The organism is Sunxiuqinia elliptica (assembly GCF_900113005.1).
GTDB lineage: Bacteria > Bacteroidota > Bacteroidia > Bacteroidales > Prolixibacteraceae > Sunxiuqinia > Sunxiuqinia elliptica.
In genome coordinates, this window is the sequence record NZ_FONW01000003.1 from 17,739 (window position 1) to 37,080 (window position 19,342).

The following is a 19,342-nucleotide window of genomic DNA, read 5'->3' on the forward strand; positions in this document are numbered from 1 at the left end:
GACTTGATTCTTAATAAAATAAAGTATTTTGTAATCGAAACTAAAACCTAATGGACCAATGAAACTGAACCACTTTCTTTGCTTGGCGATGCTTTTGTGTGCAGTAATTGATGTGAAGGCAGCCATTTCCCCAACAGAATTGACTTGTGAATACCTCGATAATCCTGCGGTTGTGGATGTTCTGCAGCCTCGCTTGGCTTGGATCAATCAGGCTGAAGAAGGGGAGCGGGGACAAAAACAAACTGCTTGGGAAATTCGGGTTGCTAGCTCCGTCGATTTACTAAAGGAGCCTGATTTATGGCAATCGGGAAAGGTGAAAAGCGAGGAATCAAACCGAATAGAGTACGCTGGAAAATCGCTGAGTTCGCGAGCTGAATGTTGGTGGCAAGTACGTGTGTGGGATAAAAATGGGACGGTTTCAGAATGGAGTGAACCAGCCTTTTGGCGAATGGGAATTCTAGATCCCAATGAGTGGAACGCAAAATGGATTGGAGCTCCCTGGCAAGGTGAAGAGCCGCTGCCTAAGCCATCGAATCCGGGAGTTAAACTACCTGCAGAACTCCCACCTCCGGCTCCTCTGCTGCGTAAGTCATTCGCCCTAAATAAAAAGATAAAACAAGCCGTGGCTTTTGTTACGGGCCTGGGCTATTTTGAGTTTTACCTGAATGGACAGAAGGTTGGGAATGATGTTTTGGTACCCAATCAAACCAATTATGGCAAGCGTCCGGGGCTAATTCATGAAAATATTCCTTTAGAAGATCACTTTCGTGATTACCGGGTGATGTATCTCGCCTATGATGTAAAAGACATATTGCAACAAGGAAATAATGTTGCAGGGGCTATTGTGGGAAATGGCTTTTATAATCCGGCAAAATATTGGGCTTTGGGCTACGGAACGCCTCGGTTTATTGCCCAAATCCATGTTGTTTACGAAGATGGCTCGGAAGATGTCATTGTATCGGATGAAAGCTGGAAAGCTTCGAAAAGCCCGATTCTCATGGATATGGTTTATTACGGGGAGCATTATGATGCCCGTTTGGAGCAAGCAGGTTGGAACACCGTGGACTTTAATGATGCCCGGTGGAAGCCTGTTGCGTTGCGAAAAGCTCCTGATGGAAGGTTGGTGGCTCATACAGCCCGACCGGATCGTATTATGGAAGAGCTAAAACCGGTGACGATTCGAAAGGAAAAAGACGGACATTATTGGGTAGATTTTGGGATTGAAGTGAGTGGTTGGCTGTGCTTAACAGGAGTGGAGGGCCCGGCAGGTCATAAAATAACGATCAACTACTTCAGTAACGAATATTCGGGTGATAATACGTACACCCTCAGGGGGGAAGGACAGGAGTCCTATGCCGCGCGCTTTAACTGGTTTGTTTTTAGTGCTGTTGAGATTATCAATTGGCCCGGAGAATTAACAGCAGATCAGATAAGAGCAGAGGTGGTTCATACAGCAATTGAAGCGTCGGCTACTTTTGAATGTTCTAATTCAATGTTTGAAGAGATAAACACCATCTGGCGGAGAAGCCAAACCGATAATATGCATGGTGGCGTGGCGAGCGACTGTCCTCATCGGGAGCGTTCAGCTTATACGGGCGACGGACAAGTGGCCTGTGTTACCGTTTTGCACAATTATGATGCACGAAATTTCTATCACAAATGGATTCAGGATATGGTTGATGCGCAGAATCCGGAAACGGGCTATGTTCCCAACGGAGCGCCGTGGCAACCGGGGTGTGGAGGAGGTGTTGCCTGGGGCGCCGCTATTTGTGTGATGCCTTGGGAGTTTTACAGGCACTATGGATCGGTTGATCTATTGCAGAATACCTATGAACCAATGAAAGCCTATCTACGCTATATGCAGACTTGGGTTGATGATGATGGAATTATGTTTTCGAAACGCACGGGGAAGGATGGCAAAATATTGAAATGGTTTAACCTGGGAGACTGGGTCGCTCCGGGAGATTTACCTCCAGATGACATGGTTCATACTTTCTATCTTTGGTATTGTGCCGATATCTTGAGTAAAACTGCAGCAGTTTTGGGAGAAGAAGATGACTCTCGTTTGTATCAAGGGATTGCTGAAGCAACTAAACAGGCATTTTTCAAGCGGTTTTACGATCCTCTGAAACATTCGTATGGGAAAGCTGGTGGAAATATTTTTGCCCTTAAAATGGGTGTTCCTGAAGAGCAACGGGAACAAGTCATTCATCGTTTAACGCAGGATGTTCTAGAGCACAATGGGCATCTGGATACGGGGATTTTTGGGACTCGTTTCTTTTTTGAAGTGCTATCAGCAAATGGCCTTCATGAGTTGGCCTACCAGGCGATGAACAAGCGGGAAGAACCAAGTTATGGGCATTGGCTGGAGCTGGGAGCAACAACAACCAGGGAAAACTGGAACGAGGATGGCTCACATAATCATCCGATGTTTGGTGGAGGCTTGGTCTGGTTGTACCGAGATTTGGCAGGCATGCGTTTGGCTGAAGGTTCTGCCGGTTACCGGAAAATCGTTTTTCGTCCTCAGCTGATTGAAGAACTTGATTACGTGAGTTATTACAATAAAACCAGCTATGGCCGTTGTGGAATTGACTGGAAAAAGCAGGATCAGAAGTTGCAAATAACATTAACTGTTCCAGTAGGATGTCAGGCAGAAGTACATGTTCCGTTAATGGACGCTAACAAAATTACCGAAAGCCAGCAAGCTTTAGATCGGGCTGAGTCTGTCCGCTTTCTTTATGAAAAGGAAGATGCTCGTATTTACGCTATTGGTAGTGGAACCTATCATTTTTTGTCTGAGTAGGGGATGTTTCTGCAACATTTAAATTGGATTAAAACAAGCTTCTCTTATTTTTGTTATCAATTGGTGGCTTGTGCTAATAGGCTTAATAAGGATTAATTACAGCTCTTTTTTTTGAAAAGTGGAGAACATAGAAATTTGATTTTGCAAAGTGTTTCATCATTTGAGCACTTTTTCAGAATGAACTACCATTTGGCTTGTTTGGTTGCTCTACGCTATTTGAAGGATCAGCAAATTGCTGAAGATATCGTTCAAGAGACTTTTATGGGCTTATGGCAAAAGCGAAATGAACTGACGATTGAGAGTAACTTAAAGCAATACTTGTTACGAGCAGTTCGAAATCGTAGTCTCAACTACTTGGAGCGTTCCAGACAGTTTGACCAGCTAACGGATGCAGCAAAAGAACTAGCTGTTGACGAAGAACAATCTGTTTATGCTGATGAAGAGCTGGCGGTTCGCATTGCCCGATCAATTGAAATGCTTCCTCCGCAATGTAAAAAGATTTTCTTACTGGCCTATCAGGATGATTTGACTTATAATGAGATTGCCGAGCGTCTTAACCTTTCAAAAAATACGATAAAAACGCAGATGGGCATTGCTTATAAGATATTGAGAGAAAAGTTAAAGTCGTATTTCTTGAATTTATTTATTCTTCCTTTCCGCCAATTAATGCATTAGCTTGCGGTATCTTAGGTCGGTTCATCGACCGATTGTCTTACCGGAGATCAAAAAAAAATCATATTGTTTTCACCCTCTTTTTGATTTTCTGTGTCTTACCAATACGATGGAACAGAAAGAACAAAATAAGTGGGAGGAATGGGCTGCAACTCTTCATGAAAAAAAAGAAGATGGAAGTCAGTTCATTCAGGGAGATGATGTACAAGACAAGAAGGCTGTGCATCGGATTTTTGAAGTGCGCGGAAAGGTTAATACCGTGTTGGGTTTAAAAAATGTTGATCAGGCTTGGAATAGCTTGCATCGGGATTTAAAGCCCCGAAATAGCCGAAGGACGTATTTGCGGTATGCCAGTATTTTGATTTTGTCTTTGTTGTTGTCAGGTGCTACCTATTGGTTAGGGAGGTACGCTCAGTTCAGCAATAACAGCTATGCTACGATTAGCTCTCCTAATGGTCAGATTACAAATTTCACGTTGTTTGATGGAACGAATGTCTGGCTGAATGCTGGCTCTACGATCAGATATGCTCAATCATTTAACCGATCAGAACGAACAGTCTATTTAGAAGGCGAAGCTTTATTTGATGTTACTAAAAATGCAAAGCTTCCCTTTTTAGTTGAAACAGGACTTGCCCAGATCAAGGTTGCCGGAACCAGATTTAATGTACGAGCCTATACCGAGGAAAATACGATTGAAACCGTTTTGATTGAAGGCGAAGTGCACTTTTTAGAGGGAAGCCGAGCATTGGTCTTAAGTCCTGGTGAGCGGGTGCAATTAACAAAGGAGTCTGGAGCAATTAGCAAAGCAAGAGTTAATACGTCGGAATATACCTCTTGGCACTTGGGAAAACATCATTTCAATAATGAATCACTATCCGACTTGGTGCTGTTGTTGGAGCGTTGGTACGACATAAAATTTGTTTTTGAAAGCGATTCGATTAAAGCTTATCGCTTTTCTGGAGTAATTGATAAAGAAAGGTCGCTGGATTACACCTTAAACATTATTGAAGAAATTAATCGAGTAAAATTTGAACGAAAAGATGACCAAATCATGATTAAAGCAAAATAAAAAGAAAGACCGGAGAATGCTGGTAACATCCTTCGGTCTTACAAATCCTAATACCAGTTTTAGCAGAACGGGTATTAGCAAGTTTAACACTCAATCACAAACTTATGAAAAAAAAACAATTTTATCCGCGAATGCGGTGGCGGTATTTTTCGCCTAAATTATTGTTGTGTATGAAACTAACGATCTTGCTTTTTTTAATAGGAATTTTTGCTGCTTCAGGAAAGACCTATTCGCAACAAGGCCGGTTTAATTTGAATTATCGGAATGTTACCATAAAGGAGGTTTTTGATGAGATCAAGCTGCAAAGTGATTTACATTTTTTTTACAGTAATGACGATCTGGATATTTCTCGGAAAGTTGATATTAAGGTCGCTGATGCAAGTGTGGAAGATATTTTAAATCAGGTTTTTGATTCAAGTGATATTCACTACAAAATTGTTGACAATGTTGTTATTATTTCACGATCTGATGTTCAATGGTCCTTTGATCAAACCGAACAGAGATTGACGGTTAAGGGGACAGTCACGGATTCCTCGGGCTTACCTCTTCCGGGATTAACCGTTTTGCTGAAGGGGAGTACACAAGGAACAATTACAGATAGCGAAGGGAGTTTTACATTGGCGGATGTACCAACAAATGGAATCCTTATTTTCTCATTTGTAGGGATGGAAACAATGGAAGTTGCAGTGGAAGGCCGTTCGGTTATTCAGGTAGAGATGCGCGAAAAAGCGATTGGCTTGGAAGAAGTTGTTGCAGTAGGTTATGGAACATTGAGAAAAAGTGATATCACGGGGTCGGTCAGCTCGGTAAAGGGTGAAGATTTAGCCCAGATGCCGATGCAGCGAGTTGACCAGGCATTGCAAGGACGGGCTTCGGGGGTGTTGGTTCTGAATACTGCTGGAGCACCGGGAGCTGAAACAACAATTCGTGTTCGGGGGATGAACTCAATCAATGGTGGCAATAATGCCTTGGTTGTAATTGATGACTTACAAGGAGGTAACTTGAATGCCTTAAATCCGAATGATATTGAGTCGTTGGAGATTTTGAAAGATGCTTCGGCTACTGCAATTTATGGAGCTAGAGGAGCTAATGGAGTTATCCTGATCACGACTAAAAGTGGGAAAAAGGGAAAGCCAGTAATTAGTTACAGTTATAGCTATGGGATTCAGGCAATAAGAGATAAGCTGGATTTGATGGGAGCTGCGGATTATGCACGTACTCGGAATGCCTGGCGAGCAACTCAAAATGCCTCGGGAACGCCAACTCCAATTTTTACAGACGAAGAAATTAGCGGATTCGAGCGTAGCGGAGGAACGGATTGGCAGAATGAAATATACCGGGTTGCACCCATTCAAAATCATCAGCTGTCCTTGGGTGGAGGAACGGAAAACATGACTTACATGGTTTCTGGAGCTTATCTTGATCAGGAAGGTATTCTCTTGAATTCGGAATACAAACGTTTCAACTTACGGGTGAACTTGAGTGCCGAAATCAGTGAAAAGTTGCACTTCGGATTGAATTGGGATGGTGCCAAAGAAACGGGAAGTTCACCTCCTTATGGGGGAGGATCAGCTCTTAGCTTTTTAGGGCAAGCGGTAAATATTGCTCCGCGTTGGGATCCCACAACACCTCCGTATGATGAGAACGGCAACTACAATCGCCACCCGGTTGAGTATGGTGCTTTTGATACCTGGAATCCCTTGGCGGCAGCAGTAGAGCCTGACATGAAAAATAACACCGTTCGAAACAACCTTAATACGTACTTGGAGTATGAGATTATTAACGGGTTGAAGTTGAAGGTTACAGGGGGTGCTACCGTGCGAAATATCAATAACAAAAGTTATTACAACAGCTTAACATGGGAAGGAAAGCCAGTTGGTGGAAAACTAGGCTATGGTACACTTCATTCTAGCTTGTTCTCCCGCTATCAAAACTCGAATATCTTGACTTATTCAAATAAGTGGAATGGGGTTCACGATTTAACGATTGTTGGCGTTGGTGAACAGCAATTTGAAAAGTTGGAAGATTTTGGATTGGTCGCATCTAAATTCACCGTTGACCAAACTGGAATTAATGATTTAGGAGGAGCTGATCAAATTTCGGAGAAATACTCCCACTTGGAGGAACGGGTAATTAATTCTTTTTTAGGTAGAATTAACTATGCTTATGCCAACAAGTATTTACTGACAGCCACCTACCGAGCTGATGGTTCCTCGGTTTTTGGCGACAACAATAAGTGGGGCTATTTTCCATCGGTTTCATTGGCGTGGCGAGCTTCTGAAGAGTCCTTTATCAAGGATTGGAGCTTTTTTTCAAACCTGAAACTAAGAGGAAGTTGGGGAATTACAGGTAATCAGGCAATCAGTCCATACCAAACAATTGCTTCAATGGAATCCGGTTTTAACTATCCTTACAATGGGGGAAACTCAACGAATTTGGGATTTCGTATTGCCAGTGCTCATAATCTCAACTTGAAATGGGAAAGCACCGAACAGTTAAACCTGGGAATTGATATTGGTCTTTTGGATAGTCGGATAAATGCGACAGTTGACTGGTACAAAAAGACAACTGAAGACCTTTTGCTTAATCGGACACTTCCGAGCTACACGGGTTTGAGGAGTGTGATTGATAATGTCGGATCGGTTGAGAATAAAGGCTTTGAGATTGCCTTGACTGGAGACCCCTTGGTTGGTGCCTTCAAATGGAATACAGGAGTTAATATTTCATGGAACCGCAATGAGGTTCTGGATTTAGGCGAGAATGATCGTTTGGAATTCAGAACGACTTACGGTGGGTATGGTCTTCGAAATGGCTTTATGCAGCTAAGAGTTGGCGAACCTTTTGGACAAATGTATGGCTACGAAACGGTTGGAACTTGGCCCCAGAGCGAAGAAGCAGAAGCGGCTAAGTACGGCCAACTTCCAGGGGATATTAAGTATACCGATGTCGATAAAGATGGTAAAATAACTCCGAGTGATATAAAGGTTATTGGAAACTCAATTCCCGATTTCATATTCGGTTTTACAAACCGTTTCTCTTATAAAGGTTTCGAGTTAACGGCTTTAATTCAAGGTTCTAAAGGAAATGATATTTTCAATCAGGGAAGAATCCGACTTGAAGGAGGAGATGAAGGAACCAGCGTTCGGCTGTTAGACCGATGGACACCAGAGAATCAGGATACGGATGTGCCTGCTTTTATCGATGAGCGAACACGTTTGGATGCAGCCCTTACCAGCACAATACAATTGGGGCGTGGTGATGATCAACGTTTGAGTCGTTGGGTAGAAGATGGTTCCTACATACGTTTGAAGAATATCACACTTACCTACAATATTCCTTCTTTCTTATTGAAAGAATGGGGGATTGGTCATTTGAAAGCTTATGTGAGTGCAACCAACTTAATCACCTTTACCAATTACTCAGGTTATGACCCTGAAGTGAGCTCATACAACAGTAATGATGCCCAAATTGGAGTTGATTTAAGCAACTATCCAACGGCAAAAACATTCACTTTCGGAATCGATGTTTCATTCTAAAACAGAAAAAACCATGAAAAAAAATAGATATCATAGTTACTTGTATTATTGGCTAATTGCTTTGCTGCTGTTCCAGGTTTCTTGTAAAAGCCTGGATGAAGATCCGCAAAGTTTTGTTTCGCCTCAAAGCTTTGGAAACTCAACGTCGCAGATTGAGGCTGCTTATGCGGCATCGCTTAATTATTTATGGAGATATTGGGGAGGCTATGGATATGGCTATGGTCCGTTTCGCCATGATGACCAACTTGCTGGAGGAAACTTAAATATTGGCTTGGATAATGGCGATGGCTTGTGGCGGATGCATTACGGTGCCTTGCACAACATTAACAATGCGATTGCCTCCATTAAAGCGGGTAATGTAAAAGGGGCAACTGATGAAGCGAAGGATTTGTTGTTAGCCCAAGGTTTGTTCTTAAGGGCTCATAATTACTTTATGCTGGTTCGCATGTTTGGAGGTGTACCACTAATTACAGATGAAACACCTGACCCAATTGCCAATCCTTTACCAAGATCATCCATTGCCGATGTGTATAATTTGATCGTTAGCGATTTGATTTTTGCATCATCAAAACTGCCGGAGAGCTGGACTGGAGAACCTGGAAAACCAACCAAAGGAGCAGCACAAGGAATACTGGCAAAGGTATACCTGACTATGGCAACTTATCCATTGAATGAATCATCAAACTATCAGAAAGCTGCAGATGTAGCTTTGCAAGTTATCGAATCGGGAAACTACTCATTGGTCCCAGGCATAACCGATGTATTTAAGCTTGAAAATAAATATGGCCCGGAGATGATGTGGAGTTACAATTCAACTTATGATGATATTGCTACCGATCCACAAATTTGGGCTCCTTCAGTTTATGCTGATGGCGGCTGGGGTGATGCAGCTATTGATACTACTTTTGAGCATGGCTGGCCCGATCAAGTGCGCAAAGATGCCTATCTTCTTTTAGAATGGGAAGGTGTTCCTTATACCGATTTTGCTGAGCAAACACCCTTTTGTAAGAAGTTTTTCTTTTACCTGTCTGAGGATGATTTCAACGGTTATTCGTCAACAATGAACTGGCCGGTGATAAGGTATGCTGATGTGCTTTTGATTTACGCAGAAGCTGCAAATATGGCTAACGGAGGTCCTACGGACAAGGCTGTTGACGCAATCAACCAGGTAATTGATCGAGCAAACAATTATGAGGAGAACCCACTTCATCCGAAGCTATCCACGGCGATGAGCCAAGCCGATTTTGATGCCGCTGTTATTCAGGAACGGAGTTGGGAGTTGGTGTTCGAAAATGCAGATCGCTGGTTTGATATCTGTCGTAAGCGAATTTTGGATCAGGTAACTGCTCGTCCTGATTACTTAGCCAATTTTAGCGAGGATGATTACTTGTTTCCGATTCCGGAAATCGATCTGAATCTGAATGAACTACTGGAGCAAAATCCAGGATACAGCAATTAATTTTTGAGTTTGGGAAGTCTGGCTGGACTCCTAACAAACACTGCAAATATATGCTGAGCCGTGTGTCGGCTTGGCATATATCCCTGCCTTTATTGGTTATACCATGATTAGATTTTTTGTGACACGCCGAATTACAATGCTCTGTGGGCCAGGGCTTATATTGGCATTTTTGTGCTTGGCAACTTGTACCAATACAAATCAGACGCTTACGGAAAATGAGGATTCTTGGGTAAGAATAGGTCCTGGAGGTGGAGGTTCAACCTTTATTCCTACTTTCTCATACCATACTGCTGATGAGTTTATTGTGCGGTGTGACATGACAGGTTCTTATCTCACGGAGGATGGGGGAGAGTCATACTCCCAAGTGAATGTGCCTAATGGGGCAACAGCTTATGCCTATGACCCAACTAATCGTGAGACAATTTACCTGGGATCGAATAAACTAATTCGGTCTAAAGATGGAGGAAATACCTGGGAACAAATATTTCCTCCTAGAGAAGATGTCGTTGAGGAATATTTCTTGGGTGATCATGCTAATTATCACTTAAGAACCAAATTGTCGGAAACGGATAATGCCGATAATAGTCGAATCCAAATGATTCGGATTGATCCGGTTAGACCCGAAAATATTTACCTCGGAAAAGGAGATCGATTTATTTGTTCGTTTAACGCAGGAAAAAGCTGGCATGAAATTCCTTTGGATGCGCCACTGATTTATAGCTATGCTTCTCAAACAGGAGATGAAGTTTATCTTTTTACTCATAAGTCGCTATTTGTATTTAACCGAAACGATAAGTCATTGACATCTAATGTGCTTCCTGAGGGGATGAGCCCCATTGCATCTGTAACTGGAGGTGTAAAGGCCGAAGATGGTAAGGTCGTATTCTACTCACTTCATCAGCGTGAATCAACTCAAAACGAATTTGCTCCAACAGACGTGTTTTTCACGGAGGACTTTGGTGTTAGCTGGAATCGAATTGATTCTCCTTTGATTACCAATGAGGAAGGTGGGGAAGTGCCAAGCTATAGTCAAATTGCTTGTGCCGAGAATGATGCTGCTAAAGTTTATTTGATCGCAAATCGTTATTTGAGTGAAGAGGAAAATGGAACCCGAAAATTTTGGTATGGAGCCATAGCATCTGCTGATGCCGGAGAACATTGGAATTGGGTTTGGAAAGGAGGAGGTGGCTCCGGTCAATATGGAATAAAAGATGGTCTGGACGCTGAAAACCTGAACGATGCATGGGTGAAAGAAGCTTTTGGTGGAGAATATATTCGATTGATTGATGTTGGGGTTTACCCAAAGGATGGCAATGTTGCGATTGTAACAGATTGGTACCGTACAATGAAGACGATGGATGGCGGTAAGAGCTGGAAGGAAGTGTATAGCCAGCCTCATGAGGATAAAACCTACACAAGCCGCGGAATGGACGTTACCACTTCGTATGGGGTTCATTTTGATCCTTGGGATAGCAGTCATTTGGCACTTAGTTTCACCGATATAGGATTTCATCATTCTTATAATGAGGGTGAAAGCTGGAAGCGATCAGTTGCGGGCGTTCCTGGTCGTTGGGTCAATACTTGCTATTGGATGGTATTCGATCCTTCAGTACGGGGAAAAGTTTGGTCCGCATGGTCTTCGATGCATGATTTTCCCCGAGGGAAAATGACTCGCTCGCCGAAATGGAAAGAACATGCACAAGGAGGAGTTTGCCTCTCGGTTGACGGTGGTGGTTCTTGGGAACCACTGATTGAGGGGATGGGGAGTGACTCTCCGGTGACTTCCATATTACTGGATCCTTTTTCTCGCCCAAATCATCGGACGCTTTACGCAAGTGTTTACAGCAAAGGAGTGTATAAATCAACCGATGATGGACATAGTTGGACCATAATGAACCAGGGAATTGAGAACCCAACGGGCTCTTTCGAATTAAGCCTGTCAGAGAACGGTGATTTGTTCCTGGTTGTCTGTCCCACGCCAAAGCATAGCGATGGAAAGCTAAGACGAGCTTATAGTCAGGGAGCAGTATACAAATCGGTGAATGGAGCTGAAACCTGGGAGCAACTTCGTGTAACGGAGCAAGCCATATTTGCAAATGGAATTGCTGTTGATCCTTTAAACCCGGATCGACTTTATCTGGCTTGTTGGTCCGATATTTTTCTAAGTGATTTGATTGGAGCCGATGTGGCCCGGGAAACCGGCGGAAATGAGTTGATCGATATGGCTGGAGGGGTGTGGACTTCTGCTGATGGCGGTAAAACTTGGGAACAACTTTTAGACAATGATCTATATGTCTATGATGTAACCGTTGATCCATATCATCCAGGGCGTCTTTATTGTTGCACGTTCAATCAGGCCGCATACCGAAGTGATGATTACGGACAGAGTTGGAAAAAGATTAAAGGTTACGATTTTCACTGGGGACATCGTGTTGTTATTGATGAGAATGACTTGGATAAAATCTACATTACCACTTTTGGATCGAGTGTTTGGCATGGTCTATCAGCAACAGAATAGGAGTTAGTTACAATGGCAAAAGATCATCAAATAATTCAAGTGCGGGGCTATCAGAAAATCCTTCGAGTGCTTTTTTTGATTGCCTTGATTCCTATCTGTTTTTACGAGATAAGCTCGTGTTATTCATTGTCTAGTGGCCAGAGGAATTTAGGAGAAGGCGCAGATGGTGATTGGGATTATGTTGGTCCTGGCGGAGGTGGGGCAATGTTTTGTCCTACAGTAAGTCCCCATGACCCTAAGATTGCCTTGGTGAGTTGTGATATGACTGGTTCTTTTATAACCTACAATGGAGGCCAATCATGGCGAATGTTCAATCTTCGTGGGGCGGTTAACTTTTTTGTGTTTGATCCGGTTGATTCAAATACGATCTACGCAAATTCCATCGGTTTATTCAAAAGTATTGATAAAGGAATTAGCTGGAGCCTTGTATGCCCATCGCCAGAGGAGGTTGTTGGCCTTGTTTCCAAAGGAGATCACGCCCAGGAAAAGATTGTTACCAAGGATAGGACGGAAAGCAGCGTTCTTGCTCTGGCTGTTGATCCGGCTAACTCTGAAAAGTTGTTTGCTGTTTTTAAGAGTGATGGTTTGACAGCCCTGTTTATTTCGAATGATGGAGGATTGCATTGGAAGAAAGAGCGGGATTTAGAAGATGGCATCCAAAATGTTTTCATTCGCCCATTATCTCCAATAAATGACCGTACAATATTCGTTACGGGGAAAAACTCCGTGTTTGTTCGAAAAAATGGGATCTGGAAAAGAAATTCAGGTCCATCAGGCGTAAACTATGTAACCAATTATTCTGCTGGATTCAATTCGAAGGAGGATAAATTCATCATTTATGCTATTTCGGGTAAAGGCTATTTTAATGCAACCAAGGAGCTTTTAGGAATTTTTTACAGCGAAGATGGTGGGGAAACATGGGAAAACCGTCAGGGGGGGCTTCTTCGTTTGCATGAAGAAGGAGCAGCTGCCCCGGAGTGGAGAAGCATATCAACATGTCGCGATAATCCGGAGGTTGTCTATGTGTCCTTTAACAACTTGACGATCGATAAACAAACAGAAGCAGTTGGAGTCGCTAAAAGCCAGGATTATGGTCAAACCTGGGAGTTATCCTGGATTGACCAATTCTCAAATGGGAAAAGCTTTCCTGCTGCAAATTTTCATGGGGGCTGGTTGAATGAACGCTTTGGCCCGGGCTGGGGCGAAAATCCTTTTGCCATTGGCATTGCTCCTACAAATCCCAATATTGTCTACACAACAGACTTTGGACGAACAATTAAAACAACTGATGGAGGTAAAAGCTGGCAACAAGTTTATAGCAATAAATTGGAAAATGGGGGATGGCGTTCCAAGGGTTTACAAGTGACTACCGGTTACGGAATCGTGTTTGACCCTTTCGATCGGAAGCATGTTTTTCTGCTGAACACCGATACCGGATTGATGAAAAGTTTTGATGGTGGTGAGAGTTGGGAGAGTGCAACTCGAAATAATGGGATTCCTGCAAGTTGGATAAACAGCACTTACTGGCTGGTGTTTGATCCGGACATAGCTGGAAGAGTTTGGGCGGTTATGAGTGGAACGCATGATCTTCCAAGGCCTAAAATGTGGAGAACTGGAGGAATCGAGAATTTTAAGGGAGGGATTTTATTCTCTGAAAATGCAGGTCGTACATGGACTCCTGTAAGCAATCAACTTAGAGAAGCTGCTTTTACGAATATTGTAATTGATGAGGATAGTGATCCGGATCAGCGAATTTTATATGCCTGTGCCTTTGGAAAAGGTGTTTACAAATCGGTTGATGGCGGACAGAGTTGGCAGCTGAGGAATAAGGGAATAAGAGGAAATGAACCACTTGCCTGGAGGATTGAAAGGCGAAAGCAGGATGGCGTTCTGTTTTTAATCCAGAGCAGACGCAGCGAGGATGGAAGCATTGGGAATGAGGATGACGGTGTCCTTTATCGTTCGGATGACAATGCTGAAACCTGGCAAGAAGTGAAAATGCCTTCTGGTGTCAATGCGCCAACTTCTTTGATTATGGATGCTTTCGATTCCACGCACTTTCTGCTGTCTGCCTGGGGACGAAAAAGCGATGGAAAGTTCTCCCCGGACGAGGGAGGAGGAATTTACCTTTCGCAAGACGAAGGAAAAACATGGTCGAATGTTTTGGTTGAAGATCAGCACATTCATGACCTCAGTTATGATCCCCGAAACAAAACCTATTATGCCTGCGGGTTCAATGGTTCTGCCTATCGCTCAGTTGATGGGGGCAGAAGCTGGACCCGAATAAAGGGATACAATTTCAAGTGGGGGAAAAGAGTGGAGATTGATCCCAATGATCCGAATAAAATATTCATTATCACATTTGGAGGTGGTGTTTGGCATGGCCCCGCAAATGGAATCCGGCAAACGATTGAAGATATCAAAACACCAAAACTTGCCTATTGAACGAGAAGAAATCATAAAATGTATTCACTTAAACTTAGATAAAATGAAATCTGTAATAACTAAACTACTTATTATTCTGTGCTTTACTTTTTCGATAGAAATAGCCAATGCACAAGTTCAAATAGCTGAAGGAGATCCCCCGAACAACACGGATTTACCTTTCTTCTTCAAATCAAAACTAGAGCATATTGATGAAGAACTTGCCTTGGTTGAAAAAGGAAAGGTTGAAGCAGTTGCTATTTCCCCCGGAGGTTTGCCTGTTTATGCGGTGTATTATGGTGAAAAAGAAGAATTTCATTCTCAGGCGAATTATAATTCGGCAGTGGCAGCTCGAAATCCAGCATATTATGCGCAAAAAGGACCGGACACAAAACCTGTCGTTTTTATTATTGGCCCCGTGCACGGTCAGGAAGTTGAGGGAATTGTTGGCTTGGTCAATCTAATTCATATTGCTGAAACCGGAAAAGATTACCGAGGCCAGGATTGGTCAGAACTGCAACAAAAGATTGAGCAATGCCGGGTGATTATTATCCCTTGCGCTAATCCGGATGGGCGAAGAAGATGTCCATATGATAGTTTCTTGGGTTTACACGAGGATATGGTCACCAAGTATGGGCAGGGAACGCGAAAAGACGGTTCCATGTGGGGATGGCCAGGAGCCAAATCCAATCATCCCATGGTGGGTGATGTGGGCATTTTAGGGTCCTATTTCAATGATGCAGGGGTCAATATTATGCACGATGAATTCTTTCACCCTATGACTGCTGAGACGAAAGCAATTTTAGAGATCACCAGAAAGGAAGCTCCTGACATGACTGTTACAGTTCATTCACATGAAACTCCTCCGGCCATTTATAATCCGATGTATTCAGCTTGGTACATGAAGGAACGGGTTTACGATCTCGAAAAAAGGCTGAACAACCGCTACAAAGAGGCTCAGTTATCCTATATGCCGGATTCATTGTTACGCGTTCCTCGCAAGGAAGATGATGAGTTTCCGCCGCATGACAGTTTTAATTTGGTTTGTGCGTTGCATAATCTTTCAGGGACCATGGCTTTTGCTTATGAAAATAACGATGGGACGGTCTCAGACCGCATTCCGGAGCCTTTTGTAACTTATGAAGACATTCTGGATATCCAGCTACTGTTGTATGATGAAATGTTGGATTATGCACTGAACGACCGTTTGTACTGGACCCTTGAAGAATAGATTATGAAGCAATTATTACTAACTGCGCTTGGTTTGTTGTTGATCTCCAGTTGGGGATTTTCACAGTCTAATACACTTGTTCGTGAGTATCAGAAAGTTTTTACAAGCTATCCGTTTTCTGATCCGGATCCGATTCCAAACATGGGAAAGTTTTACCCCTATTACCGGTACGATGGTTATACCAATGAACCTCGACAGATGGAATGGAAAGTTGTTGAGCTTGAAAATGAATTTTTGAAAGTTCAGATTTTACCCGAAATCGGTGGTAAAATATGGACTGCAATTGACAAGAGTACAGGAAAACCATTTCTGTATGATAATCAGGTCGTCAAATTTCGGGATGTTGCCATGCGTGGCCCATGGACAAGTGGGGGAATTGAAGCAAACTATGGAATTATGGGACATACTCCCAATTGTGCAACGCCGGTGGATTATCGAATCCTAAAAAAGGATGATGGAAGTGTAAGTTGCATCATTGGAGTTTTGGATTTGTTGACGCATACCAGTTGGCGATTGGAAATAAACCTTCCAAATGATAAGGCTTATTTTACCACGCGTTCGTTTTGGTACAACTCTTCAGAACTAGAGCAACCTTATTACACCTGGATGAATGCGGCCATCAAAGCTGCCGGCAATCTTCAATTCATTTTCCCAGGCACGCATCATCTTGGGCACGATGGGGTTGCTGCAAGCTGGCCGTTGGATCAGGCCACGGGGAAAGATCTTTCATTTTACGAGAACAACAATTTTGGGACTTATAAGTCGTATCATATTGTCGGAGAACGATCGAATTTTTTTGGCGGCTACTGGCATGATGAGAATTTTGGGTCTGTTCGTTATTCTACCTACGGAGAGAAACCAGGGCGTAAAGTATGGATTTGGGGACTTTCGCAAGAGGGCATGATTTGGGAAGACCTTTTAACAGATAATGATGGTCAGTATGTGGAAATCCAAAGTGGCCGGCTATTCAACCAGGCTGACGCAAAAAGTACGCAAACGCCATTCAAACACCGAAGTTTCTTTCCGCATGCTTCTGAATCCTGGACTGAGTATTGGTTCCCAACATCAGGAACGCAGGGAATTGCAGAAGCTAATCCTTATGGTGTTCTCAATGTGAAGCAGGATGAAGGTTGGTTAAAGCTTTGGTTTTATCCTTTGCAAGCATTGGCCGAAGAGCTTAAAGTCACGAATGGAAGTCGAACAGTTTATACGGCTGACTTAACCCTCCAGCCAATGGAGCTCTGGGCTGATTCGATAGTATTCAACGGAAGTCTGGATTCTTTAAGGGTCATATTGGGAAAACAAAAGCTGGTATACAATGCAAATCCCAAACACAATCAACTGAATCGACCGATGGAGGCTCCGGCTGATTTTGATTGGGAGTCGACTTATGGGCTTTTTCTTCAAGGGAAAGAGAAGATCAGTCAACGGGATTATGCCGCAGGAGAGCCATTCATCGAGAAATGTTTATTGACCAATCCGAACTATCTGCCGGCTTTGGTTGAAATGGCCTCGTTACAATACCGAAAGATGCTTTATGAGGATGCTTTGCAAACGGTGATAAAAGCTCTTCGAATAGATACCTATGATCCAGGAGCGAACTATTACTATGGTTTGATCAATCATCGACTAGGAAATATAACTGACGCAAAAGATGGATTTGACCTGGCTGCCATGGATATGGGTTTTCGCGGTGCTGCCAATATTGCTTTGGCTTCATTGTATTTAAAAGAAGGAGATTTGTCCCAAGCGGTGGCTCACGCTGAGAAGGCACTTGAGTTCAATGTTAAAGCAGTGGATGCTTATAAATTGCAAACAATTGCTTACCGGTTACAGGGGGAGAGGCAAAAGTCAAGGCTTGTGCTTGAAAAAATTGACTCTTTGGATCCATTAAATCATTTTGCTCGATTTGAACATTTTCTGTGGAACACAACGGAGGAGGCAAAACAAAACTTCACAGTTCTTGTGCGGTCTGAAATGCCAGATCAAACATATCTGGAACTGGCTGTTTTTTATTGGCGATTGGGCTTGAATAATGAAGCCATTCAAGTGCTGCAACTGGCCCCGCATTCGGTGGAGCAAGCCTATTGGCTGGCTTATCTAACGAATCAACCGGTGGTATTTGATCAGCTAAACTTGGAACTAAGCTTCCCTTTCCGGGGCGAAACGGCTGAGGTGATAGAGCAACTGCGCAAGAGATCGGATCATTGGATGTTGAAATATCACTTGGGACTGATTCATTGGAGTAAAAACAATTTGAACTTGGCGAGTTCTCTTTTTGATGATTGTGGAAGCGAGCCCGAATATGCACCATTTTACGCTGCTCGTTTTAAACTGCAGTCTGAAATTCAGAAAAACAAAAAGGAAGTTACTCTGGACGATTTGAAATACGCGATGCAGTTAGATCGCAATCAATGGCGCTATGGTAAATGGTTAATTGAAGCATATTTAGAAAGCCATGATTTTGCAGAAGCTTTAACTATTGCTCGCGATTATTTGTCTCGTTTTCCTGAGAATGATCCTTTGGAACTCTTGTATGCCAAATGCTTAATTCGAAATGGCGAATTTAAAAAGGCTGCTTCTTCTTTGCAGCAAGCGCAGATTTTACCCAACGAAGGTGCAACAGAAGGACGGGAGCTTTATCGGGAAGCACAGCTGATGCTTGCCTTCGATCAGCTAAAGAAATATCAATATAAGAAAGCCTTAGAGACGGTTAATAAGGCTCTGGAGTGGCCTGAAAACTTGGGAGTGGGGAAACCTTATTCTTCTGAAATTGATGAGCGCATGGAAAAGTGGATGCTTTACTTGTGTTATGATGGCTTAGGACGGACCACTGAGGCCAGGCAAATTATCGATGATCTTATGCAAAATCACCTGTTCTTAGAGAAAGATGGAGGGCATAAGCCGGCCGTAAATGATTTGGTTACCGTTTGGGCTTTTCATGTCCATGGAGATTCTGAAGCAGCAGAGACTTTATTGAAACATGGACTGGCCAAATACCCCGAAAGTGAAATAATGACTTGGGTCGATCAAATCTACCGGGGAAAAAGGTCTTCTGCCTCTTCGCTTGAAAATCAAACGACAGACTATCGCTTACTCATGCAGTTGACTAACTTGAACTAGAAGGAAAACGATATGGAACGACACAAAATATGGACGAAAACGCAATTGTCAGTCTTGGTTAGTCTTCGCTTTTTAATTGGATGGCATTTGTTTTATGAGGGATTATCCAAATTACTAAGTCCCAATTGGTCCTCTGCCGGATTTTTGAGTGAGTCGAAATGGGTGTTGCAAGGAATGGCTGAATGGATTATTGGAAATAGTCGGGTGCTTGCTGTGGCTGACTTGCTGAATACCTGGGGCCTAATCGCAATTGGTATTGGCCTGATTGTGGGCTTATATGCCCGAACAGCCGCTTTTGTTGGAGCAGGTTTGTTGCTGGTTTACTATTTGAATAATCCGCCGCTGATTGGCCTGGAATATTCAATTCCGAATGAAGGTAATTATCTGGTCGTGAGTAAGACGTTGATCGAAGCTGTTACCTTATTTTTGCTAGCAGTGTTTCCAACGAGTCAATTTATTGGATTAGATGTATTAAGGGTAAACTTTCGAAAGAATTTCAGTAATTAA

10 protein-coding genes are annotated in these 19,342 nt (G+C 43.0%); all 10 read left to right on the top strand.

Translation table 11 applies throughout. The annotated features are described in order from the left end of the window. Window positions 1–58 precede the first annotated feature (58 nt). The 10 genes from BM156_RS08570 (at window position 59) to BM156_RS08615 (ending at window position 19,342) form a co-directional block, all read left to right on the top strand. Window positions 59–2,803 (top strand): family 78 glycoside hydrolase catalytic domain, encoded by a 2,745-nt coding sequence (locus BM156_RS08570; RefSeq protein ID WP_093919453.1) that lies wholly within the window; start codon window positions 59–61, stop codon window positions 2,801–2,803. Window positions 2,804–2,944: 141 nt separating this feature from the next. After that, window positions 2,945–3,478: an RNA polymerase sigma-70 factor gene (locus BM156_RS08575; protein WP_262987306.1), complete on the top strand. Its 534-nt coding sequence runs from the start codon at window positions 2,945–2,947 to the stop codon at window positions 3,476–3,478. Window positions 3,479–3,584: 106 nt separating this feature from the next. Continuing rightward, complete coding sequence (locus BM156_RS08580; protein ID WP_093919455.1) at window positions 3,585–4,544, top strand: FecR family protein; 960 nt, start codon at window positions 3,585–3,587, stop codon at window positions 4,542–4,544. Window positions 4,545–4,714: 170 nt separating this feature from the next. Beyond that, entirely contained in the window at window positions 4,715–8,080 is a 3,366-nt protein-coding gene (locus BM156_RS08585; RefSeq protein ID WP_170846907.1) for a TonB-dependent receptor, read from the top strand. Window positions 8,081–8,093: 13 nt separating this feature from the next. Then, entirely contained in the window at window positions 8,094–9,539 is a 1,446-nt protein-coding gene (locus tag BM156_RS08590; protein WP_170846908.1) for a RagB/SusD family nutrient uptake outer membrane protein, read from the top strand. Window positions 9,540–9,642: 103 nt separating this feature from the next. Beyond that, entirely contained in the window at window positions 9,643–12,057 is a 2,415-nt protein-coding gene (locus tag BM156_RS08595; protein ID WP_139218241.1) for a sialidase family protein, read from the top strand. Between the two features lie 12 nt (window positions 12,058–12,069). Next, window positions 12,070–14,502, top strand: coding sequence for a WD40/YVTN/BNR-like repeat-containing protein (locus tag BM156_RS08600; RefSeq protein ID WP_093919459.1), 2,433 nt, complete (start codon window positions 12,070–12,072; stop codon window positions 14,500–14,502). A 43-nt stretch (window positions 14,503–14,545) separates the two neighbouring features. Next, complete coding sequence (locus BM156_RS08605; protein ID WP_170846909.1) at window positions 14,546–15,712, top strand: M14 family zinc carboxypeptidase; 1,167 nt, start codon at window positions 14,546–14,548, stop codon at window positions 15,710–15,712. A gap of 3 nt (window positions 15,713–15,715) precedes the next feature. Continuing rightward, window positions 15,716–18,835: a DUF5107 domain-containing protein gene (locus BM156_RS08610; protein WP_093919461.1), complete on the top strand. Its 3,120-nt coding sequence runs from the start codon at window positions 15,716–15,718 to the stop codon at window positions 18,833–18,835. Between the two features lie 12 nt (window positions 18,836–18,847). Further along, on the top strand, window positions 18,848–19,342 hold the full coding sequence (locus tag BM156_RS08615; RefSeq protein ID WP_093919462.1) for a DoxX family membrane protein: 495 nt from the start codon (window positions 18,848–18,850) through the stop codon (window positions 19,340–19,342).